The organism is Pseudomonas sp. YeP6b (genome assembly GCF_025642995.1).
In the GTDB taxonomy this organism is placed as follows: domain Bacteria; phylum Pseudomonadota; class Gammaproteobacteria; order Pseudomonadales; family Pseudomonadaceae; genus Aquipseudomonas.
This window is the reverse complement of the sequence record NZ_CP080090.1, coordinates 4,318,857-4,338,149: the sequence shown is the minus strand read 5'-3', so window position 1 is coordinate 4,338,149 and position 19,293 is coordinate 4,318,857. Positions and strand designations below refer to the sequence as shown.

The window sequence follows — 19,293 nt, the reverse complement described above, 5'->3', positions numbered from 1 at the left end:
CACCAGCCCCGTACCCCGGGGCTTTTTTGTGCCTGGAGTTCCCTGGTGAAGCTGATTCCAATTATCAAGCACCTGCGCAACACCTGCCCCACGTTCAAGCGCCGCGTGTATGGCGGTCTCGACTGGGACCCGGTGGCTAAGAGTGTGCAAACCGACATGCCGGCTGCCTATGTGATCTGCATCGGCGACGCTGCAGAGCCTTCCGAGGTTTCAGGAATGATTCGCCAGCGGGTACGCGATGCAATCGACGTAAACGTCGAGGTCTGGAGCGAAGACGAGCGTGGGCAAGGGGCTGCCGACCTGATCCACGATCTGCGCGCTGAGCTTTGGCGGGCACTGGTGGGGTTTAAACCTGGTGGCGACGGTACGCCGCTGCAGTACGACGATGGCGAGCTATTGCTGATCGATCGTTCCAAGGCGGTCTACCGCTTCCGCTTCTTCACTGAATTTGTGATTGGCCGTGATGACGTGCGGCCCGGGCAGAAACTCGGCCCACCTGAGACCTGGCAAGAGGTCGAGCACGACGGGCTCCCCCCCTTTGATGGGGTGAACATCCATGCCGATTTTAAAGGCCCCCGTAATGACGAAATTCCTACCCCGACCGGCCCTGACTGCCGGATCGAAACCAAAGCCCGCGAGGATCTGAGACCGTGACGCAAATCTATCTGAAACCAGCGGCCGGCCGGGATAGTCCCGACCCTGCCAAGGGCGGGGCGCTGCTGCCTGTAGAGGGCGATTCCGTGCCCCTGAATGCTTACTGGCAACGCCGCATCGATGACGGCGACGTGACCAAAGTCGAGCCTCCCAAGAAGCCAGCAGCGACACCCAGAGTCGCTACGACCGATAAAGGGAGCGCTGACGTATGAGCGTAGGATTTAACACTATCCCGAGTGATATCCGGGTGCCGTTGTTTTATGCCGAACTCGACAACTCCCAAGCCAACACGGCCCAGGAAAGTCTGCGCCGGCTGATCATCGGCCAAGTGAATGATGACGCGGACAGCGAAGACATTGGCCGCTTAGTGCTGGTGTCTCGCACCGCTCAGGCCACCCTGATTGGTGGTCAGGGCTCGATGCTGGCCGCGATGCATAAGCGCCTGCGCAGTATCGATGTAGCCGGTGAGGTTTGGTGCTTGCCGCTGAAAGTAGAAACGGGCAGCACCGCGACTGCCACCGTTACCGTAACGGGCGCGGCGACTGAGGCCGGCTTGCTCTATCTGTACGTGGGCGGTAAGCGGGTCCGTTCGATTGTACCGGCGCTGTCCAGCGCGACGGCTGTGGCGGCGGCGCTTGCCAAGGCAATCAACGACGATATTGAGCTACCCGTTAAGGCTGCAGCGGCAGAATCGGTTGTGACGCTGACCTGCAAGTTTAAGGGCGAGCTGGGCAATGATATTGCGCTGCAGCTGAACCGCCTGGGCCGTGCAAACGGAGAGTTCACGCCTGCTGGCATTACTGCAGCTGTTACGCCGATGACCGGCGGCACGGGCACCCCTGAAATGTCGGTTGCTTTGGCCGCGCTGGGGGATGAGCCTTTTGAGTTTATCGCGCAGCCCTGGACCGACCCCACCACGCTCGATGCGTGGAAAGCCGCCATGGATGAGAGTTCCGGCCGCTGGTCATGGTCCAAGCAACTCTATGGGCATGTATACAGCGCCAAGCGCGGCTCGCTGGGCCAGCTGGTGGCCGCTGGGCGTGTGCGCAACGATCCGCACATCTGCATCGGCGGCATTGAGAAAAGCCTACCTAACCCCGTGTGGGAGGTTGTAGCTCAGTTCATGGCGCGAACGGCCGTATTTATCAGTGCTGACCCGGCACGGCCGACTCAAACGGGCGAGCTGGGCGCGATCCAGCCGGCGGCCGCCAGTGACCGCTTTTTGATTGATGAGGCGCAGTCGCTGTTGAGCAATGGTATTGCCACGTTCAACTATTCCGCCGGCTCTATGCGGATTCAGCGCGCCGTTACGACTTACCAGCGTAACGCTTACGGGCAGGCTGACGATTCGTATCTGGATAGCGAGCCGCTGCACCAGTCGGCGCACGTGATTCGCTTCCTGCGCTCGCGCATTACCAGCAAGTACGGGCGCCATAAGCTTGGCAATGACGGCACCGCCTTCGGTCCAGGGCAGGCCATTGTTACCCCGATGGTGATCCGTGGCGAACTGATCGCGGCCTATGGCGAGCTCGAGCGCGCGGGCCTGGTGGAGAACGCCGAAATGTTCAAGGCCAATCTGATCGTGGAGCGAGACCCGAACAATCCGGCTCGTTTGAACGTCCTGTTTCCGCCGGATCTGGTGAATCAACTGCGCGTGTTTGCGCTGCTGTACCAGTTCCGTTCGCAATACCCCGAAGCGGCGTAAGCCGACAACTGAACACCCAGCCCGCCCAGTGCGGGCTTTTTCATGGGAGGCCGTTATGGGCCAAGCAGTCGCAGGTACTTGTTACATCAAGGTCGACGGTAGCCAGCTCGTGGTTACGGGTGGCGTCGAAGCACCTATTTCCAAGGTCAAGCGCGAAACCATCCGCCCGGGCTACTTCAAGGAAGAAGACGTAACCCCGTTCGTGAAGGTGGACGCGGTTAAAACCAAAGGCCTGGACCTGGCCAAGATTACGACCGGGACCAACATGACCGTAACCGCCGAATTCCGGGATGGAAGCGTGTACGTGTTGAGCGGCGCTTACTTGGTGGATGACGCCACGGTTAACGGCGATGACGCAAAACTCACACTCAAATTTGAAGGCATTAACGGAGATTGGCAGTAATGACCGCAACGACAGTACACCCGCTTAACGTACCTATTACCGCGCACGGTGAGCAGCTGACAGAGCTGGAAGTGCGCCGCCCTACCACCAAGGAAGTGCGGACCATCAAGGCGCTGCCGTACACCCTGAGCGAGAACAGCATGCCGGTGGTTGAACCTGATGTTGTTTGTAAATACATCGCCGTCTGTGCCGGCATTCCGCAAAGTTCGGTTGAGCAACTGGACCTGGCTGACCTCAATGCTTTGGCGTGGATTCTCATCGGTTTTTTCATGACTCCGGCGTCGACTCCGCCGAGCGCCTAATCAGCCTGGTCTATGACCTGGCGTATTTCTGGAAGGCTGACCCCGACAGCATGATGGGGCGGCCGATGGATGCGCTGCTTGAGAGTTTCGAGCAAGCGCACCGGATTCTGAGAGAACAGCAGCAGGTGGATTAATGGCCGATAAGTTCCTGCTAAAGGCGCTGATAACCGGCGTCGATAAGCTGTCGCCGATGTTGGGCAACATTCGCAAAAACGCCCAGGGGTTGCGCAAGCACCTGAACAGCAGCGGCCTCGGCAAAATCACGTTCATGGACGCCCTGCAGGGCGGCGCTATGGCGGCGCCGTTTGCGGTTGGGGTCAAGGCCGCGATAGGCTTTGAAAGCGCCATGGCGGACGTTAAGAAGGTGGTTAACTTCGATACGCCGCAGCAGTTCAAGGACATGGGCCAGGACATTCGCAACCTATCCAAAGCACTGCCGATGTCGGCCGAGGGTATCGCCGCTATTGTGGCGGCGGGTGGTCAATCCGGTATTGCCCGGGACGAGCTGAATGCTTTTGCCCAGGACGCGGTGAAGATGGGCATTGCCTTCGACACCACGGCTGAAGAATCCGGCTCGATGATGGCGAAGTGGCGGACTGCGTTTAAGTTGAACCAGGCCGAAGTGGTGGTGTTGGCCGACAAAATTAACGAGCTGGGTAATACCGGCGCCGCGACGGTTGGTCAAATCTCCAAGATCGTGACGGCCATCGGCCCGCTGGGCGAAATTGCTGGCCTAAACGCTGGGCAAATCGCTGCTATGGCGTCCTCCCTGGCTGGGGTGGGTATCGCCGAAGACGTAGCCGCGACGGGCATGAAGAACTTCGCGCTTACGCTGACTGCCGGCACGGCGGCTACCAAGTCGCAAAAGCAGGCTTTCAAGGCGCTGCGCCTGGACTCGGCAGCGATTGCCAAAGGTATGTCGGTTGACTCCGAGGGCACCATTAACAAGGTGCTTAAGTCGATTGCCAAGGTCGAGAAAAGCAAGCAGGCGGCTGTGCTGACGCAGTTGTTCGGTAAGGAGTCGGTCGGGGCCATCGCGCCGCTGTTGACTAACTTGGACACCCTGCAAAAGAACTTTGGGTTGGTCAACGACCAGCAGAAATATGGCGGCTCGATGCAGAGGGAATACGCTTCCCGGGCAGCCACCACCGCAAACGCCCTGCAGCTGATGCAAAACCGTGTCACTGACTTGGGTATCTCGGTCGGTTCGGCGTTGCTACCGCCGTTGAATGACTTCCTTGAGGCCATAGGCCCAATCGTCTCCCAAATATCGACGGTGGTTGCTGCAAACCCGGCATTGATTAAGACGATTGTTGGGGCTGCTGCAGGCTTTGCTGTGCTGCGTCTGTCTGTGATTGCGGCCACCTTTGCCATGACCATGTTCGACAATGTGACGAAAAAAAGCATCGTCGGACTTGTCGTACGCGGCCTGGCTTTGGCCGCTGGCATGCTGATTGCCAACTGGTCGACGGTGGCCCCGTATTTCCAGGCTATCTGGGAAAAGATTCAGGGGCCGGCAATGGCGCTGTGGGCTTGGCTGAAAAATGCCTTTACCTACACACCGCTTGCCCAGGTGATTGAAAACTGGGGGCCGCTGACGGAGTTTTTCGCGGCGACGTGGGAGCTGGTCAAGGCGTTGTCTGTGCCGTTCTTTGACTTCATGAAGGTGGCTTTTGACTTCTCCCCAATGGGGTTGATCATCAAACACTGGGCGCCGATCACGGCCTGGTTTGAAGGGCTGTGGGAAACCATCAAACCGATCATTGAGCCAATCTTGAAGTTCATGGGCGGGGGTGAGGGTGGCCCCGGGATCATCAAGACGGCGACCGACAAGGCCAATAGCTGGGCACAAGAGCAGCGCGAACGAAACGCAGGTGTCGGCGGCGGCACAGGCGTTCTTGTGCAGGCTGATGCAGTGGACCGGGCGATTACTACCCAGGCGTCGCGCAATGCGTCCATGGGCGGCCTAGACGCTAAATCCCTGTTGCGTGCCACTGGTGCGCCGTCGATCAATCAGCAGGCCGCAGCCAACCAGCGTACCAATCTGGAAGGGTCGCTGCTGATCAAGATGGAAGGCGCGCCGCCAGGTACACGCGTGGAAGGTTCCACCAATCAGCCAGGCCTTAAGGTCGATCAGCAATTGGGCACCCGTAGCCTGTCGAGGTAAGCAATGGCCACTTGGCGCGAGCAGTTACAACCGGCGTCCTTTCGTGGGGTGCCGTTTCACGTTGATTCGGAAAGCACCCCCGTAGGTCGCCGGACACAGGTGCATGAATTTCCCCAGCGCAATAAGCCGGTGGTTGAAGACCTGGGCGAGCAAACCCGGATCATCAAGTTTTCCGCTTTTGTGGTGGGGGAGGATTGTTTCTTTCAGCGCGACAACTTGCTGAAAGCGTTGAACCAGCCCGGGCCGGGGACGCTGATTCATCCATGGTATGGGCAGATGTATGGCACTGCCACGGACTGTTCGGCGGGCCATGCCTGGAATGAGGGCGGTGTAGCTCGCTTTGAGCTGATGTTTGTGGAAGGCGGCGAAAAGGGCTACCCGGCCGGCGTGCCGAACACTGCCCGCCAGTTGGAGGCCGAGAACGAAAGTCTCTTGGATTCCGCGATAGCGCGGTACAAGGCGGCGATGGCCCTGGTCAACAAAGCCCGCCTGAGCATCAAGGCGCTGCAGAACGGCCTGGCCGGTGTGCAGATGTTCATTCAGCAGGAAATCAGCCAGACAACGGGCCTGGTTAGCTCTGTGGTCACGCTGGCCGACATGGTGGCGAACTTCCCGAACAACCTGGCGACCATGCTGCAGTCGCAGTTCTCTGGCATGTCTACCGACTTCGACCGGTTTAGCCTTTCGCGGCAGACTGCCGGAAGCAAGGTAGACGCTGCTAAGAGCATTGCCGCGCTACCTGCGCCTGTCGGTGGTGCGGCCACTATCGCGGCCGTGACGGCCACGCGTGAGCTGGTGCGTGACGTGCTGATCATTGACGCGTTGCGCATCATTGCAGCTATGCCAGTGGTGCAGGCGCCGGCTGTCCTTCCTGGGGTTCCTACCCTGGAACAGCAGGTGTCGGCACCGGTTGAGCGGGCCGAAGTTCCAGTAACTGACGATGTCCTAGTGCTACGCGATGCCATCAGCACAGAGATATGGGACGCGCAGCTGCTGGCCCCCTACGCGCACTTTGAGCGCCTGGACAACGCCAGGAAGTTAGTCAGGGCTCACTTGGCCGAAGTCGCCCGGGCTGGTGTCCGGTTGATCGAGGTCACGCCCAAACAAACCTTGCCGGCGTTTGTGCTGGCCTATCAGCAGTTCGGTGACGCATCGCGCGCCGATGAAATCGTTACGCGTAACGCGATACAGCACCCGGGATTCTTGCCGCCGCTGCCGTTGCAAGTCGCCCAGGAGTAACCCAATGGACCCGCAAAACGCTGTGACACTGAGTGTCAACGGCATGGATTACAGCGGCTGGACGAAAGTCAGCATCACCGCATCCATTGAGCGCCAGTGCCGTCAATTTGACGTTGGCGTGACCTGGGAGTTTTCCGGTGATGTGCCTATCCCTATTCGTCAGGGCGACCGCTGCGCCGTTCGTATTGGTGCCGATCATGTGCTTACGGCTTTTGTCTTCAAGACGCCGATTAGCTATGACGCCAGGCAAATAACCCGTGGGATTGGGGGCCGATCCAAGACGGCGGATCTGGTCGACTGCGCGGCGATCAACAAGCCCGGTCAGTGGCGCGGGCAAAGCCTGCAGGCGATCGTTAAAGCGCTGGCGTCGACTTACAAAATCGACGTTGTTAGCGAAGTGGCCGAGACCAGCAAAATCACGGATCACACCATTGAGCCGGGGGAAACGGTTTTTGAATCCATTGACCGGTTGCTGACCCTTTCCCGTTTGCTGTCGACCGACGACGCGCTGGGTCGCTTGGTGATCGTCTCCCCAGGTAGCGCCGGCCGTGCGGTCGATAGTCTGCAGCTGGGTCAAAACGTCATGACCGGAAGCTCGGATCTGGACTTTTCCGGGGTGTTTTCGGAATACCACGTTATCGGCCAGCGCAAGGGCACAGACGACGAGTCTGGCGCCGCGTCGTCCGAGGTGGCCGCGACGGTTACTGACCCACGCGCGCCGCGCTATCGGGTGCTGCTGATTCAGGAAAGCGGCGACTTGACGCCCGAGCTGGCCCAGGCCAGGGCGAACTGGGAGCGGGGCAACCGCATCGGTAAGGCGTTAACACTGAACTACAAAGTCCAGGGATGGCGGCAATCAAACGGCGCGCTGTGGCGAGTGAACTTGATCGTTCGTGTGGTGGACCGCGCCCTGGGCATTGATCGAGACATGTTGATCAGCGAGGTGAAATACGACCTCGACGAAAACGGCACCACCTGCAGCCTCTCGGTTGCGCCGGCAGAAGCCTTTCTGCCCGAACCTAAAGACCCGCACAAGTCGCGCAAGCTCAAGAAGGGCGGCGCAGCGGACAACTTTGAATATCTAATTCCTGCCGACTGGAAGCCCGAATGAATAACTTAAAAAACATTCTTGTACGCGGCACGTTAAGCCTGGTGGATGGCCTGAAAAAACTGCAGGAACTGCAGGTGAAGTTGTTGGCCGGGGAAGTCAAGGACGGCATGGAACACTTCGAACCTTACGGCTTCACGTCAAATGCGAATGCCGGTGCCGAAGTGCTGGCCGGCTTCTTTGGCGGCAATCGTTCGCATGGGGTGGTGATCTGTGTCGCTGACCGGCGCTTTCGCCTGCAGGGGCTGGAGAGCGGCGAGGTAGCGCTATACACCGATGAAGGCGACAAGCTGCACTTTAAGCGCGGCCGGGTGATTGAGATCGAAACCATGACCCTTAAGGTCAAGGCAGATACGGCGATTGAGTTCGACACGCCGGAGATTCGCACCACCGGCAAGATCGTTTCTGCAGGTGATCAAGTGGCCGCCGGCATTAGCCAGATTGACCACCCTCATTCTGGTGTCGTGAAGGGCAGCGAACAATCTGGCCCAGCCGTAGCGGCGGGCTGATATGGCAATCATCAACGAAGACGTAACCGAAAGCGTGTGGCGGCGGGCCGCTGTTGTCAGCCTGTTGACCTGGCGTCGCGCGGGTGCCGATGACGCGCTCGATGACGGCGAGCGCTACGGCTGGTGGGGCGACAGCTTCCCCACGCTGACCAATGATCAAATTGGCTCCCGACTGTGGCAGCTGCGCCGCCGCACCCTCGACGCGAACACGGTAAGAGACGCCACGACATTCGCACGGGAAGCGCTGCAATGGATGCTCGATGACGGGCGCGTGGTGTCCGTCGATATCGCCACCACCCGCAGCGTGGACCGCCTCGACATGCGCGTCTCACTGAAATTTCGAGACGGCGCATCGCTGGACTTCTCAATTGATAACTTGTGGCAGGTGATACATGCCCTATAACACACCGACTATGCCCGAGCTGATCAGCCGCGCCCGTAGTGATTTGGCAGGCGCTAGCGCGTTGCTGCGCTCCGATGCTGAGGTGCTGGCCCGGGTGCATTCTGCAAGCTCATACGGGCGTTACGCTCATCAGAAATACATTGCTGACCAAATCCTGCCCGATACAGCGGATGAGGACACGTTGCGCAGGATGGCGCGTTCCCGGCTTAAGCGGGACCGACTGCCAGCGGTAGCCGCCACAGGTAAGGCCAGTTTCAAAGGTGCCGCGCCGGCACCGCTCGATGCCGGCACGCTGCTGCAGCGTGAGGACGGTCAGCGCTTTCGGGTTTCGTTATCCGTAACGCTCGCCGGCTCTGCAGGTGTTGCCTCGTTAGAGGCGGTCGACCCCGGGGCGCTGGGCAACACGCCTGCAGGAACTGTTCTACGCACTGTGTCGCCCGTCCTGGGCGTTGCGGACACCTTCACCGTCCTTGCGCCTGGTATTACCGGCGGGACGGAACAGGAAGGCCTGGAAGCGCTGCGCGCCCGGGTTATTCGTTCCTATCGGGTTATCCCCCATGGCGGTAACACCAGCGACTACGAAACCTGGGCGCTTGAGGTGCCAGGTGTGACCCGTGCATGGGTACGGCCCAAGTGGATGGGGCCAGGCACGGTAGGCGTGTTTATTGTTAGAGACGGCGATTTAAGCCCCATTCCTGGGCCTGAGGCATTGGCGCATGTGTTGGCTTATATCGAGGCTGAGCGGCCGGTAACGGCAGAAGTTGCCGTCTTGGCCCCGGTCGAAAAGCCTATTCAGTACGTAATCAAGCTGATGCCGGATAGCGGCGCAATACGTCAGGCGGTGGAGGCCGAGCTTGTGGACCTTCACAGCCGTGAATCTGAGCTAGGCGGCACGCTCTTGAATACGCATATCCGGGAGGCGATCAGCGGCGCGGCAGGGGAAATAGACCACGCGCTGTTAAGCCCTGCAGGCGACGTGGTGCCGGCAGCTAATGAGTTGCCGACCTTCGGGGGTATCGCATGGCGATAAGGACGGCGGAAGACTACTACCAGCAGCTGGTCGCCTTGCTCCCGCCTGGGCCTGCCTGGGACGTGGAGCTAGTGCCCGAGGTTCGCCAGCTGCTACAGGCGGGCTCTTTGGAGCTGGCCCGGGAAGACCTGCGGCTATCTGACCTGCTGGCCGAAAGCGATCCTGAACTGGTGCGCGAGTTGGTGCCCGACTGGGAGCGGGTGATGAAGCTGCCCGATGCGTGCCTGGGAGAAAACCCGGCTTTCGAGGACCGCCAGCTGGCCGTGCGTCGTCGCTTGGTCGAGGTCGGTAGCCAGAAGCGTGCCTACCTCATCGAAATTGCAGTGAGTCAGGGTTATCCCAACGCAAGCATTACTGAGCACCGCGCACCCCGGATGGGGCGCTCGCGTTTTGGTGTTGCGCGGTTCGGTACGTGGAATGTCCAGTTTATGTGGGTGCTGAACACAGGAGGCCGCCACCGCTCGGGCCGGCGTTTTGGTGTCAGTTTTTGGGGCGAGCGTTTCGGGAAAAACCCGGGCAATACCATTGAATGCCTTATCCGCAAAGCCGCACCGGCACACACCGTTGTGCACATTAATTATGATTGAGGATTGAAACGTGGATTTTCCTAAAAGTGTACCCGGTGTGGGGCTGATTAATGGTCAGTTCATCGACGAAAATATGTCGACTGGGCAACCGGGTTCTTTGATTCCTTCTGTTTGGGGTAACAGTGTCACACATGAAATTCTCAATGTTTTGGTTGCGGGTGGGGTTGTACCTGATGAGCTTAAAACCAACCAACTTGCTGAGGCTATCGCCAAGATAGTTAAAGTAACCTCTGTTGATTGGTCGAAAGTTACCAGTACGCCAAAAAATCTATCCGGTTACGGTATTGATGATGCGGTGGCTAAAACCGGTTCAACGATTAGCGGAACTTTGACGTTCGATAACGGCACTTCTGATTCGCCCGAGATTCAATGGATTACACCAACATCATCCGCGATCATGGATATATACAACGATATCGTACGGATATCTGCTGCGCATGGCGGTAAAGGCCTGAACCCTTTGCTTTTGCATTTGCCAAGTAAGACGGCTTCAATTTTTGATAAGACAGTATGGACCGCTGGCAATTTTGACCCGGCAACTAAGCTAGGTGTTGGTGAAGGCGGTATAGTCGCGAAAGCGTCACCACAAGCGGAGAATGTGAACACCCTCCCTTACGGCGGCTTGTGGAGTATCAACCCTGGGACCTTAGGAGCCCCGTTTGCAAACGGTAACGTGATCCATTGCGCGTATGACGTTTCGTCGGGAAACTGGTTGCAAATATTTGGCGACTTGGGCGGGGTTGGTCTTTCCTGGCGATCATCGCTTAACCGCTCGATCTCAAACTTAAAAACTATATGGGATAGCGATAACTTTAAACCAAACTCTAAAGTTAACGCTACTCGCTGCGCTAACGCCGGCTTTGCTGATGACACTGCTAACTCCCCGTTCCTGACTCACAGCAATGGTACGACAGTGGGCCTGGCTAGAGCTGATGCAGGGATTGGTTATAACCGTAAATACGTGGATGTTACCGCAAGCAGAGCCGCAAATGTCGTTTACACAAACGACACTGGCGCCCCTATGGCAATCACTATTTCGTTTGCTACCGCTTATGGAGGCGAGGTTGCTTCGATCTATGTAGGGGGGGTGTTGATTTACTCGGGTGATCTGGGTGTTGAAACTCAGACAGCACCCGTTACTTTCATAGTTCCAAAAGATAGTGTTTATTCTCTAACGCTGAATGTAACAAGAATCCAACGATGGGTGGAATTACGATGAGCGAATACAAGCCTGCTTATTCTTACTTTACTAATCCTGACGATGGGCAAGTCTATGCGTATGACGCAGAGCAACTCGATCTTGGCTGTGGTGCGGATATGGTCCCCTTAACAGGGAAGAAGCTTGAAGCTTTTTTGAATCCCAAGCCAACCCAGGCCCAGGTGCGCGCATGGAACGAGGCTGAGCAGGTGTTCCGTAATGATGAGGCCTCAAAAATCATGACGCCCCTTCTGGTGTCATTGCAGCTGGGGGACGCCACGGAGGAAGAGACCGCCAAAGCCAAAGCTTGGCAGGCCTTATGTCGTGCTCTGCAAACGGTTGACCTTACGGCTCAGTCCCCAGCGTGGCCCGATAAGCCTGACATTTAAGAGCTTTGCGAGATCGCAATTAACCCGGCCCACGAGCCGGTTTTTTTTCGCCTGGAGAATGCTATGCCAGTCATCCAAACCCGAGGGGTACGCAACCGGAACCCCGGCAACATCGACTACAACCCGGCCAACCAGTGGCAAGGCCAGCTCAAGCCTGATCCAACCATCGAGAAGCGCTTCGCCCGGTTCGATACTGTCGAGAACGGTATCCGTGCCCTTGGTAAGGTGCTGCTGACGTATCAGCGCAAACACGGCTTGAAGACGGCGAAGGCCATTATCAGCCGCTGGGCGCCATCGGTAGAGAACGACACCGCCGCCTATGTGCGCGCCGTCGAGGCAAACACGGGCACCTGGCCAGGTGCTGAGGTCGACCTGGCCCAGCCGGCGGTGATGGCGGGTTTCGTTAAGGCGATCATCCATCACGAAAATGCCGGGTATGCCTACCCTCACGCGGTGCTGGCGGAAGGCGTGCGGCGGGCGTTGGCATGATGCCTGCGCAGATCCTGGCGGCGATCCTGCTGTCCATGGCGGTCAGCGCTGTCGGCGCCTGGCAGGTTCAGGATTGGCGCCTGGGCAAGCAACTCGCCGAGCAGCTCGCGGAGCAAGATGCCGCGCACCAGAAAGCCCTCGACACAATCACCGGTGAGGCCTGGCGTCAGCAGGGGGCCGAGCAAGACAAGCGCTTGGCCACTGAGCAGCAGCTTGCCAACCAGGACCAACAGCACACCCGAGAACTCTCCGATGCCCAACGCAACCAGGCTCTACTGCGCGATCGCCTTGCCACTGCTGATGTGCGGCTGTCAGTCCTCCTCGCCGAGGATTCAGCCAGTGGCTGCAACGTGCTTGCCACCACCGGCGCCGTCGGCATGGTTCATGCTCCCCGTCGAGCCCAACTTGACTCAGCGCATGCTCAAAGAATTATCGCTATCACCGACGATGGGGATAGAGCCGTAATCGCGCTGCGGGCTTGCCAGGCTTATGTTAGAGCTATCGCGCGATGAACTTCGCTTACCTTCGAAAAAATGGCAGACTCGGCGGCGGCCGGGGAGGGCCTAACCCATGAAAAAACGTTTCGGCGTTGCTGTCCTGCTGACCCTTGGTGGCTGCGCAAATCATCCGCTGGATTGTGCGATCGGCTTCATTGCTTGGGATGACTGTTTGCCCGGGACTAAAGGATATGAAGTTCGGCAGCAGAGCTTGAAGAATCTCTCAGCAGTTCGAGCGGAAAAGAACGCTACTGATGATGCCTTATGTCAGTCATATGGAGCGAAGCCAGGGACAGACGCCTACATCAATTGCAGGGTACAGCGCGACAAGTAGGCGCTCGCTACGTTACCGGTCTGATGAGCTCAGGCCCTTTGTTCCGAACATTGCCCACGGCAGTGTCGACCTTGAACCATTCGAAGGCCTCGGCCGGCTCGCCCTGGTGCAGCACCATTTGCTCAGCGCGCTCCTTGGGTGTGGCGGGGTCCAGCCATTCCCGGGCTAGGTCCGGCGTCAGCACCACGGGCCGCCGGTCATGGATGTCCACCATGCCGCCGGCACTGTCGGCGGTGATGATCACGAACCCATCATGTTCGCCCGGGCCTTCGTCGCTGTCGGGCAGCTGGCCAATGGCTGCGCACAGCACGGGCGAGCCATCCCGCCGGCGTATCAGGTAGGGCTGCTTCTTCGGGCCGCCTTCATCTACCCACTCAAACCAGTTATCTATGGGCGTGATTGCCCTGTGCGGCCAGATCGCGCGGAAAAAAGGGCCGTGAGCCACTTTTTCGACGCGAGCATTGATCGGCGGGGCGCGGTCCTTGGCCCAATGTGGTCGCCATCCCCAGCGCACCGGGTCGGCGTGCAGCAGCTCGCCCTGCAAGTGGAGTAGCGCGACCGGTGTTGACGGCGCCACGTTGTACCGATCCAAGGGAAGCTCACCCATGGAGTTCGCCAAAACATTCTGCATGCTCAGTGCTGCAACGAAGTCTTGAATCCCTCGGTACTGTGAAATTCTTCCGCACATACGCTTCTCCGCTCGTCGGGCTTTATGAACGACTGGTCAAGAGCCAGCCTCTACACCGCATACACTTGTCCAGAGCATCACTCATGACGATTGACACTGCGCCGACAGCGTTAGAGCGATCAGCTACGCCGAGTCATGACACGGCGCGCGAATTTCTATCTTCAAAAGAGCGATATCAGGTGAGCGTACACGCCGCGAATGCTCTCAGGGGCCATGGACTTATTGACAGCGCGGAGTGGCGCAAGCTGTTAAATGACGCCCTGACTGTTTATGCCGACGACTTAGGTTGATGTCGCCTCGGCGCTCTTGAGCTCCGACATCAGCCGCTGATTCTCCCTGAGCAGGTAATCACGTTGCTCGGCGACGAGCTTCATGCCCAGGATAGCGGGCTCGGAGCATCGCTCTTTCAGCTCACTGATCTCGGCCTGGGCCATCTTGAGGACTTTCTGTGCCTCGGCCTTGCCGGTTGCCAGCCCGTCATTCATATGGACCAGTCCCGCGATGTTTTTCCGAGCCTTGCGCAGCAGTGCCTGAGTCTCGGTCAGTTCGTCCTCGAGCAGAGAGCATTGGTGCTTGTACATTTCAAGGGGCGTAGGGCAGCCAAGCCACGCTGAGGTGTCTTCGTCGATGTGCATGGTGAGGTAATCCGAATGCTGTATGTTAATACAGTAATCGAGGTTTGACCCTGGCGCGATTTGAGGCGACGAGAGGCGGTCAGTCGGGTGTCATGAGGACGGCTAGGATCAGCTTGATGAACTCTTCGTTCTCGTCGATTGTATGCAGTGCGCCGCGGATGTTCTCTGCCACATCAGCGGAGCCGCGCTGCTCAACCCAATTCGAGAGCTCCATGATGGAAGCCTCGAGGGCGAGTTGATTTTCGTAGAGCTTCGAGAGCAGGGAAGGGATCAGGTCTGAGTTAGGCATCGGTGTTCCTCCAAGGAGGGAACAGCGTAGTAGTGAGCGTGTCTTTTGGGTAGTTGTGTTCGGTCGGCAGGACGCCGGGGGAGGGGATGGATTTCGTACCAATTTTTGTACCACTGACCGCGTTTTGCTATCGAATGGTGGGTATCCCAAAGTAGGCGAACCCCCGTATTTGCTGGGGTTCGTCACTTTAGAAAACCTTGGAATACTCAGAATTAATATTATGAGTATGGATGAAGAACTGTCGAATGTTCTTCTAGAACCGGACGAAAGTGCTTAAAAACTAACAAAAAACAGTTTTTTTTGCGGGCAATAAAAAGCCCTGCGATAAGGCAGGGCTTTTTCAGTACCGCTGGTTATTAGCCGTGCAGGGTCTCTGCCGCATACAGCGTATTTTCCAACAGGCACGCGCGGGTCATCGGGCCGACACCGCCTGGCACTGGAGTGATCCAGCCGGCGCGGGGCAGGGCGGTTTCGTACACGACGTCGCCAACCAGTTTGCCGTCTTCCTGGCGATTGATGCCGACGTCGATGACGATGGCGCCTTCTTTAATCCACTCACCTTTGACCAAACCGGGTTTGCCGGCGGCGACGACTACCAGGTCGGCGCGGCCGACGTGGCCGGCCAGGTCTTTGGTGAAGCGGTGGGTGACGGTCACGGTGCAGCCGGCCAGCAGCAGTTCCATGGCCATTGGGCGACCCACGATGTTGGAGGCGCCCACCACCACGGCATCGAGGCCGTACAAGTCGACGCCGGTGCTTTCCAGCAGGGTCATGATGCCTTTCGGCGTGCAGGGGCGCAGCAGCGGGATACGCTGGGCCAGGCGGCCGACGTTATAAGGATGGAAACCGTCGACGTCTTTGTCCGGGCGGATGCGCTCCAGCAATTTGGAGGCATCGAGGTGCTCGGGCAGTGGCAGCTGCAGCAGGATGCCGTCGATGCTCGGGTTGTCGTTGAGGCCGTCGATCAGGTCGGTCAAGTCTTTCTGGGTGGTGCCTGTAGGCAAGTCGTAGGCTTTGGAAATAAAGCCGACCTCTTCACAGTCTTTACGCTTGTGCGAGACATAAACCTGAGAGGCAGGATCGCTGCCGACCAGGATCACCGCGAGGCCAGGCGTGCGCAGGCCTTGCTGGCTACGCTCGGTGACTCGTTTGGCGATCTGCTGGCGCAGGCTGGCGGCGATTGATTTGCCGTCGATAAGTTGTGCAGTCATTACGCGTGATTAACCATCGAGAGGGGGAAGAAAAGTGCGCGCATTCTCGCACGCCATGACGTGAGGGCAAAGGCGCTTGGTCTGCAAATTGCCCTAACCCCTTAAATAAAATCAGTTTTTTTCAAAAAAGATTTGACGGGTATCAAGGCCCTCTATACTATTCGTCGCACTTGTCGGGCACAGCCTAGCACTGGTTAAGAAGGTCGAGCAGAATTGTTGTACTGCAAGGCTGGAAGCATTTAGTTTGTAATCTTCAAAGAGTGCAGATTAATAAGGCGCCCGTAGCTCAGCTGGATAGAGCATCCGCCTTCTAAGCGGATGGTCGCAGGTTCGAGTCCTGCCGGGTGCGCCATTAGGCAGCTTTGGCACAAGTAGCGCTAGATGGTGGGCGTAGCTCAGTTGGTAGAGCACGGGATTGTGACTCCCGTTGTCGAGGGTTCGATCCCCTTCGTCCACCCCATATTTTTAAAAGGCGCCAGATTAATCGTCTGGCGCCTTTGCTTTAAGAGCTTCAAGCGCGGATGTGGTGGAATTGGTAGACACACTGGATTTAGGTTCCAGCGCCGCGAGGCGTAAGAGTTCGAGTCTCTTCATCCGCACCAATTAAAACGTTGTGCCGCCGTCAGGTGGTGCAGGGTTCAACAAAGAAGATGTTTGAGTTCTTTGTTAATGCAATATGGTGGGCGTAGCTCAGTTGGTAGAGCACGGGATTGTGACTCCCGTTGTCGAGGGTTCGATCCCCTTCGTCCACCCCATATTATTAAAAAGCGCCAGATCAATGATCTGGCGCTTTTTTTTGTGTCGGATATTTCCTATCGCTTGTGCGGTGGATCTTGACGCCAAGAAAAAACAAGCATTCTCAATGCCTTGGCGTTAGAATCGTTGCCGGTTTTGAGCGTGTAGAACTGATCCGAGGCTATATGAGGGTCAGTGCAGCTATTTAATAGCGAATAACGGCGCAGTACCTGAAAAAGGGCTGTGCCGTTTTTGTTTAAGTGTTTTGAGTTTCGAGGGTGGGGCGTTTCGTCGTATTTGTGTTTCTCGATGCTGCTGCCGTGCCCTACGGCCTTGCCTGCAAGGCCGGTCGCCGAGGGTGTGTGTCCACGCCCTTCTATATAGAAGGGTTGATGCAGAGCCCTGGCGTGATGAGCTGTATTTGCTAACGGGATGAGGTGCATGCGTGCACCTGAACCTATAAATGGTCTGCTGTTTTTCCACCCGTTTTCAGTAGGGTGACTTCTTGAGTTTGACCCACTAGAATGCATGCCCTTGATTCTGGGGTCGGAAACGGCCGGCTAACGTCTGTGCAACGAGGAATATCCATGCAAGTTTCTGTTGAAAAACCTACTGCTATCGAGCGCCGCCTGAGCATTACCGTGCCGGCAGAGCGTATTGAGACTGCGGTCAACAAGCGTCTGCAGCAGACTGCCCAAAAGGCCAAAATCGCTGGTTTCCGTCCAGGCAAAGTGCCAATGAGCGAAATCAAGCGTCGTTTTGGTGCCGATGCGCGTCAGGAAGCGATTGGTGACGTGATCCAGGCTTCTTTCTATGAAGCGGTTGTCGAGCACAAGCTGAACCCAGCCGGCTCGCCTTCGATCGAGCCTAAGTCTCTGGAAGCTGGTAAAGACCTGGAATACGTCGCTGTATTCGAAGTGTTCCCAGAGTTCACCGTTGCCGGTTTCGAAGGCATCGCTGTTGAGCGCCTGAGCGCTGACGTGGCGGATGCCGATCTGGACAACATGCTGGAAATCCTGCGCAAGCAGAACACGCGTTTCGAAGTGGCCGATCGCGCTGCCCAGAACGAAGATCAACTGAACATCGATTTCGTTGGCAAGGTTGACGGCGAAGTATTCGCTGGCGGCTCCGCCAAGGGCACTCAGCTGGTGCTGGGTTCCAACCGTATGATCCCAGGCTTTGAAGATGGCCTGGTTGGCGCCAAAGCCGGCGAAGAGCGCGTTCTGAACCTGACGTTCCCTGCTGACTACCAGAACCTGGACCTGGCTGGTAAATCCGCCGAGTTCACTGTGACTGTCAACAGTGTGTCCGAGCCTAAGCTGCCAGAACTGAACGAAGAGTTCTTCGCTCAATTCGGTATCAAGGAAACCGGTATCGAAGGCTTCCGCACCGAAGTTCGCAAGAACATGGAGCGCGAGCTGCGTCAGGCCATCAAGTCCAAGGTCAAGAACCAGGTCATGGACGGTCTGCTGGCCGCCAACCCGATCGAAGTGCCTAAGGCCCTGCTGTCCAACGAAGTGGATCGCCTGCGCGTTCAAGCGGTTCAGCAGTTCGGTGGCAACATCAAGCCTGACCAACTGCCGGCCGAGCTGTTCGAAGAACAAGCCAAGCGCCGCGTTGTGCTGGGCCTGGTTGTGGCTGAAGTGGTCAAGCAATTCGACCTCAAGCCTGACGAAGACCGTGTTCGCGAAATGATCCAGGAAATGGCTTCGGCCTACCAGGAGCCTGAGCAGGTTGTGGCTTGGTACTACAAGAACGACCAGCAGCTGAACGAAGTGCGTTCGGTTGTGCTTGAAGAACAAGTTGTGGATACTGTTCTGCAGAAGGCTAAGGTGACCGATAAAGCGGTCTCTTACGAAGAAGCAGTCAAACCGGCGGAAGCAGCACAAGCCGACTGATTGTCCAACTCGTTGGAAATACAACCATAAGCCAGCCTCGCGCTGGCTTATGCGTTTTCAAGACATGACTATTTGGGAGTAACTGCAGAGCATGTTCCTTAATTCCTATATTCAGCAGAACTCTGATGTCCAGGCCGCTGGCGGCCTGGTCCCGATGGTTGTCGAGCAATCTGCTCGTGGCGAACGCGCCTATGACATCTACTCGCGCCTGCTCAAGGAGCGAGTGATCTTTCTGGTCGGCCCTGTAGAGGACTACATGGCCAACCTGATCTGCGCGCAACTGCTGTTCCTTGAAGCGGAAAACCCGGACAAGGACATCCATCTTTACATTAACTCTCCGGGCGGTTCGGTAACGGCGGGCATGTCGATCTACGACACCATGCAGTTCATCAAGCCAAACGTATCGACCACCTGCATTGGTCAGGCCTGCAGCATGGGCGCGTTCCTGCTCACCGCAGGTGCCGAGGGCAAGCGTTACTGCCTGCCTAACTCGCGCGTGATGATTCACCAGCCTCTGGGCGGTTTCCAGGGCCAGGCGTCGGACATCGAGATTCACGCCAAGGAAATCCTGTTTATTCGTGAGCGCCTCAACACATTGATGGCCAAGCACAGCGGGCACACCCTGGAAGAAATCGAGCGTGACACCAATCGTGACAACTTCATGAGCGCCGAAGCTGCGCGCGACTATGGGTTGATCGACGCAGTGATCGAAAAGCGCCCCGCTTAATATAAGCACCTCAAAATAGGGCTGGTCGGCATGTCCGACCACCGGCGGGCTTGAAAAAGCCCGCATAAGCCTTCATCTTGTGTTGCAAGCCTATCG

General features: G+C 57.6%; 24 protein-coding genes and 4 tRNA genes. 23 read left to right on the top strand and 5 right to left on the bottom strand.

The window, feature by feature from the left end:
• Positions 1-45 precede the first annotated feature (45 nt).
• The 17 genes from KZH41_RS19385 (at position 46) to KZH41_RS19305 (ending at position 13,014) form a co-directional block, all read left to right on the top strand.
• Entirely contained in the window at positions 46-654 is a 609-nt protein-coding gene (locus tag KZH41_RS19385) for a hypothetical protein (protein ID WP_263273510.1), read from the top strand.
• Positions 651-866: a DUF2635 domain-containing protein gene (locus KZH41_RS19380; protein ID WP_263273509.1), complete on the top strand. Its 216-nt coding sequence runs from the start codon at positions 651-653 to the stop codon at positions 864-866. Before KZH41_RS19385 ends, KZH41_RS19380 begins: the two co-directional genes overlap by 4 nt.
• Positions 863-2,359 (top strand): phage tail sheath subtilisin-like domain-containing protein, encoded by a 1,497-nt coding sequence (locus KZH41_RS19375; protein WP_263273508.1) that lies wholly within the window; start codon positions 863-865, stop codon positions 2,357-2,359. The genes KZH41_RS19380 and KZH41_RS19375 overlap by 4 nt, the downstream gene beginning before the upstream one ends.
• 55 nt (positions 2,360-2,414) lie before the next feature.
• A complete protein-coding gene (locus KZH41_RS19370) occupies positions 2,415-2,762 on the top strand; it encodes a phage tail tube protein (RefSeq protein WP_263273507.1) in 348 nt (115 codons plus the stop codon).
• Positions 2,762-3,064: a phage tail assembly protein gene (locus tag KZH41_RS19365; RefSeq protein WP_263273506.1), complete on the top strand. Its 303-nt coding sequence runs from the start codon at positions 2,762-2,764 to the stop codon at positions 3,062-3,064. Before KZH41_RS19370 ends, KZH41_RS19365 begins: the two co-directional genes overlap by 1 nt.
• Positions 3,065-3,197: 133 nt before the next feature.
• Positions 3,198-5,231, top strand: coding sequence for a phage tail tape measure protein (locus tag KZH41_RS19360; protein WP_263273505.1), 2,034 nt, complete (start codon positions 3,198-3,200; stop codon positions 5,229-5,231).
• A 3-nt stretch (positions 5,232-5,234) separates the two neighbouring features.
• Positions 5,235-6,470 carry a DNA circularization protein gene (locus tag KZH41_RS19355; protein WP_263273504.1) on the top strand — a complete coding sequence of 412 codons (1,236 nt, stop codon included), beginning with the start codon at positions 5,235-5,237 and terminating at the stop codon, positions 6,468-6,470.
• Positions 6,471-6,474: 4 nt separating this feature from the next.
• Positions 6,475-7,581 carry a phage baseplate assembly protein gene (locus KZH41_RS19350; protein ID WP_263273503.1) on the top strand — a complete coding sequence of 369 codons (1,107 nt, stop codon included), beginning with the start codon at positions 6,475-6,477 and terminating at the stop codon, positions 7,579-7,581.
• Positions 7,578-8,087, top strand: a complete 510-nt coding sequence (locus tag KZH41_RS19345) for a phage baseplate assembly protein V (protein WP_263273502.1) — start codon at positions 7,578-7,580, stop codon at positions 8,085-8,087. Before KZH41_RS19350 ends, KZH41_RS19345 begins: the two co-directional genes overlap by 4 nt.
• A gap of 1 nt (position 8,088) precedes the next feature.
• Positions 8,089-8,490, top strand: coding sequence for a phage GP46 family protein (locus tag KZH41_RS19340; protein ID WP_263273501.1), 402 nt, complete (start codon positions 8,089-8,091; stop codon positions 8,488-8,490).
• Complete coding sequence (locus KZH41_RS19335; RefSeq protein WP_263273500.1) at positions 8,480-9,520, top strand: baseplate J/gp47 family protein; 1,041 nt, start codon at positions 8,480-8,482, stop codon at positions 9,518-9,520. The genes KZH41_RS19340 and KZH41_RS19335 overlap by 11 nt, the downstream gene beginning before the upstream one ends.
• Positions 9,511-10,107: a YmfQ family protein gene (locus KZH41_RS19330; RefSeq protein WP_263273499.1), complete on the top strand. Its 597-nt coding sequence runs from the start codon at positions 9,511-9,513 to the stop codon at positions 10,105-10,107. The genes KZH41_RS19335 and KZH41_RS19330 overlap by 10 nt, the downstream gene beginning before the upstream one ends.
• Before the next feature lie 10 nt (positions 10,108-10,117).
• The gene (locus KZH41_RS19325) at positions 10,118-11,326 is read left to right on the top strand and encodes a hypothetical protein (protein WP_263273498.1); all 1,209 of its coding nucleotides are present in this window, start codon (positions 10,118-10,120) and stop codon (positions 11,324-11,326) included.
• Positions 11,323-11,694: a tail fiber assembly protein gene (locus tag KZH41_RS19320; RefSeq protein ID WP_263273497.1), complete on the top strand. Its 372-nt coding sequence runs from the start codon at positions 11,323-11,325 to the stop codon at positions 11,692-11,694. The genes KZH41_RS19325 and KZH41_RS19320 overlap by 4 nt, the downstream gene beginning before the upstream one ends.
• A 63-nt stretch (positions 11,695-11,757) precedes the next feature.
• Positions 11,758-12,183: a structural protein gene (locus KZH41_RS19315; RefSeq protein ID WP_263273496.1), complete on the top strand. Its 426-nt coding sequence runs from the start codon at positions 11,758-11,760 to the stop codon at positions 12,181-12,183.
• Complete coding sequence (locus tag KZH41_RS19310) at positions 12,180-12,695, top strand: lysis protein (protein WP_263273495.1); 516 nt, start codon at positions 12,180-12,182, stop codon at positions 12,693-12,695. The genes KZH41_RS19315 and KZH41_RS19310 overlap by 4 nt, the downstream gene beginning before the upstream one ends.
• A 58-nt stretch (positions 12,696-12,753) precedes the next feature.
• Positions 12,754-13,014 carry a hypothetical protein gene (locus KZH41_RS19305; protein WP_263273494.1) on the top strand — a complete coding sequence of 87 codons (261 nt, stop codon included), beginning with the start codon at positions 12,754-12,756 and terminating at the stop codon, positions 13,012-13,014.
• A 7-nt stretch (positions 13,015-13,021) separates the two neighbouring features.
• On the opposite strand, the gene KZH41_RS19300 is transcribed toward KZH41_RS19305, so the two are convergent.
• The 4 genes from KZH41_RS19300 to folD form a co-directional block, all read right to left on the bottom strand.
• Positions 13,022-13,702 (bottom strand): SOS response-associated peptidase family protein, encoded by a 681-nt coding sequence (locus KZH41_RS19300; protein WP_263273493.1) that lies wholly within the window; start codon positions 13,700-13,702, stop codon positions 13,022-13,024.
• 281 nt (positions 13,703-13,983) lie between these two features.
• A complete protein-coding gene (locus tag KZH41_RS19295; protein WP_263273492.1) occupies positions 13,984-14,337 on the bottom strand; it encodes a hypothetical protein in 354 nt (117 codons plus the stop codon).
• A gap of 79 nt (positions 14,338-14,416) precedes the next feature.
• Positions 14,417-14,626 carry a hypothetical protein gene (locus KZH41_RS19290; protein WP_263273491.1) on the bottom strand — a complete coding sequence of 70 codons (210 nt, stop codon included), beginning with the start codon at positions 14,624-14,626 and terminating at the stop codon, positions 14,417-14,419.
• A gap of 356 nt (positions 14,627-14,982) precedes the next feature.
• Entirely contained in the window at positions 14,983-15,837 is an 855-nt protein-coding gene (folD, locus tag KZH41_RS19285) for a bifunctional methylenetetrahydrofolate dehydrogenase/methenyltetrahydrofolate cyclohydrolase FolD (protein ID WP_094951482.1), read from the bottom strand.
• A 275-nt stretch (positions 15,838-16,112) separates the two neighbouring features.
• Between folD and KZH41_RS19280 the strand changes: the two genes are divergently transcribed.
• The 4 genes from KZH41_RS19280 to KZH41_RS19265 all read left to right on the top strand — a co-directional run bounded on the left by KZH41_RS19280 (position 16,113) and on the right by KZH41_RS19265 (position 16,592).
• Positions 16,113-16,189: transfer RNA gene (locus KZH41_RS19280), tRNA-Arg, on the top strand.
• Positions 16,190-16,221: 32 nt separating this feature from the next.
• Positions 16,222-16,297, top strand: a tRNA-His gene (locus tag KZH41_RS19275).
• 57 nt (positions 16,298-16,354) lie between these two features.
• Positions 16,355-16,439 (top strand) — tRNA-Leu (locus KZH41_RS19270).
• Positions 16,440-16,516: 77 nt separating this feature from the next.
• Positions 16,517-16,592: transfer RNA gene (locus tag KZH41_RS19265), tRNA-His, on the top strand.
• A gap of 57 nt (positions 16,593-16,649) precedes the next feature.
• On the opposite strand, the gene KZH41_RS19260 is transcribed toward KZH41_RS19265, so the two are convergent.
• Positions 16,650-17,015 carry a hypothetical protein gene (locus KZH41_RS19260; protein ID WP_242150773.1) on the bottom strand — a complete coding sequence of 122 codons (366 nt, stop codon included), beginning with the start codon at positions 17,013-17,015 and terminating at the stop codon, positions 16,650-16,652.
• Between the two features lie 144 nt (positions 17,016-17,159).
• On the opposite strand from KZH41_RS19260, the gene tig reads away from it, so the two are divergent.
• Together tig and clpP are read left to right on the top strand one after the other, a co-directional pair.
• Positions 17,160-18,470, top strand: coding sequence for a trigger factor (tig, locus tag KZH41_RS19255; RefSeq protein ID WP_263273490.1), 1,311 nt, complete (start codon positions 17,160-17,162; stop codon positions 18,468-18,470).
• 91 nt (positions 18,471-18,561) lie between these two features.
• A complete protein-coding gene (gene clpP / locus KZH41_RS19250) occupies positions 18,562-19,197 on the top strand; it encodes an ATP-dependent Clp endopeptidase proteolytic subunit ClpP (protein ID WP_094951484.1) in 636 nt (211 codons plus the stop codon).
• Positions 19,198-19,293 lie beyond the last annotated feature (96 nt).

Coding starts and splice junctions, on each gene's coding strand:
- KZH41_RS19375 (WP_263273508.1), top strand. CDS start 863: ATGAGCGTAGGATTTAACACTATCCCGAGTGATATCCGGGTGCCGTTG.
- KZH41_RS19370 (WP_263273507.1), top strand. CDS start 2,415: ATGGGCCAAGCAGTCGCAGGTACTTGTTACATCAAGGTCGACGGTAGC.
- KZH41_RS19365 (WP_263273506.1), top strand. CDS start 2,762: ATGACCGCAACGACAGTACACCCGCTTAACGTACCTATTACCGCGCAC.
- KZH41_RS19360 (WP_263273505.1), top strand. CDS start 3,198: ATGGCCGATAAGTTCCTGCTAAAGGCGCTGATAACCGGCGTCGATAAG.
- KZH41_RS19355 (WP_263273504.1), top strand. CDS start 5,235: ATGGCCACTTGGCGCGAGCAGTTACAACCGGCGTCCTTTCGTGGGGTG.
- KZH41_RS19350 (WP_263273503.1), top strand. CDS start 6,475: ATGGACCCGCAAAACGCTGTGACACTGAGTGTCAACGGCATGGATTAC.
- KZH41_RS19345 (WP_263273502.1), top strand. CDS start 7,578: ATGAATAACTTAAAAAACATTCTTGTACGCGGCACGTTAAGCCTGGTG.
- KZH41_RS19340 (WP_263273501.1), top strand. CDS start 8,089: ATGGCAATCATCAACGAAGACGTAACCGAAAGCGTGTGGCGGCGGGCC.
- KZH41_RS19335 (WP_263273500.1), top strand. CDS start 8,480: ATGCCCTATAACACACCGACTATGCCCGAGCTGATCAGCCGCGCCCGT.
- KZH41_RS19330 (WP_263273499.1), top strand. CDS start 9,511: ATGGCGATAAGGACGGCGGAAGACTACTACCAGCAGCTGGTCGCCTTG.
- KZH41_RS19320 (WP_263273497.1), top strand. CDS start 11,323: ATGAGCGAATACAAGCCTGCTTATTCTTACTTTACTAATCCTGACGAT.
- KZH41_RS19315 (WP_263273496.1), top strand. CDS start 11,758: ATGCCAGTCATCCAAACCCGAGGGGTACGCAACCGGAACCCCGGCAAC.
- KZH41_RS19310 (WP_263273495.1), top strand. CDS start 12,180: ATGATGCCTGCGCAGATCCTGGCGGCGATCCTGCTGTCCATGGCGGTC.
- KZH41_RS19305 (WP_263273494.1), top strand. CDS start 12,754: ATGAAAAAACGTTTCGGCGTTGCTGTCCTGCTGACCCTTGGTGGCTGC.
- KZH41_RS19300 (WP_263273493.1), bottom strand. CDS start 13,702: ATGTGCGGAAGAATTTCACAGTACCGAGGGATTCAAGACTTCGTTGCA.
- KZH41_RS19295 (WP_263273492.1), bottom strand. CDS start 14,337: ATGCACATCGACGAAGACACCTCAGCGTGGCTTGGCTGCCCTACGCCC.
- KZH41_RS19290 (WP_263273491.1), bottom strand. CDS start 14,626: ATGCCTAACTCAGACCTGATCCCTTCCCTGCTCTCGAAGCTCTACGAA.
- folD (WP_094951482.1), bottom strand. CDS start 15,837: ATGACTGCACAACTTATCGACGGCAAATCAATCGCCGCCAGCCTGCGC.
- KZH41_RS19260 (WP_242150773.1), bottom strand. CDS start 17,015: ATGCACCTCATCCCGTTAGCAAATACAGCTCATCACGCCAGGGCTCTG.
- tig (WP_263273490.1), top strand. CDS start 17,160: ATGCAAGTTTCTGTTGAAAAACCTACTGCTATCGAGCGCCGCCTGAGC.
- clpP (WP_094951484.1), top strand. CDS start 18,562: ATGTTCCTTAATTCCTATATTCAGCAGAACTCTGATGTCCAGGCCGCT.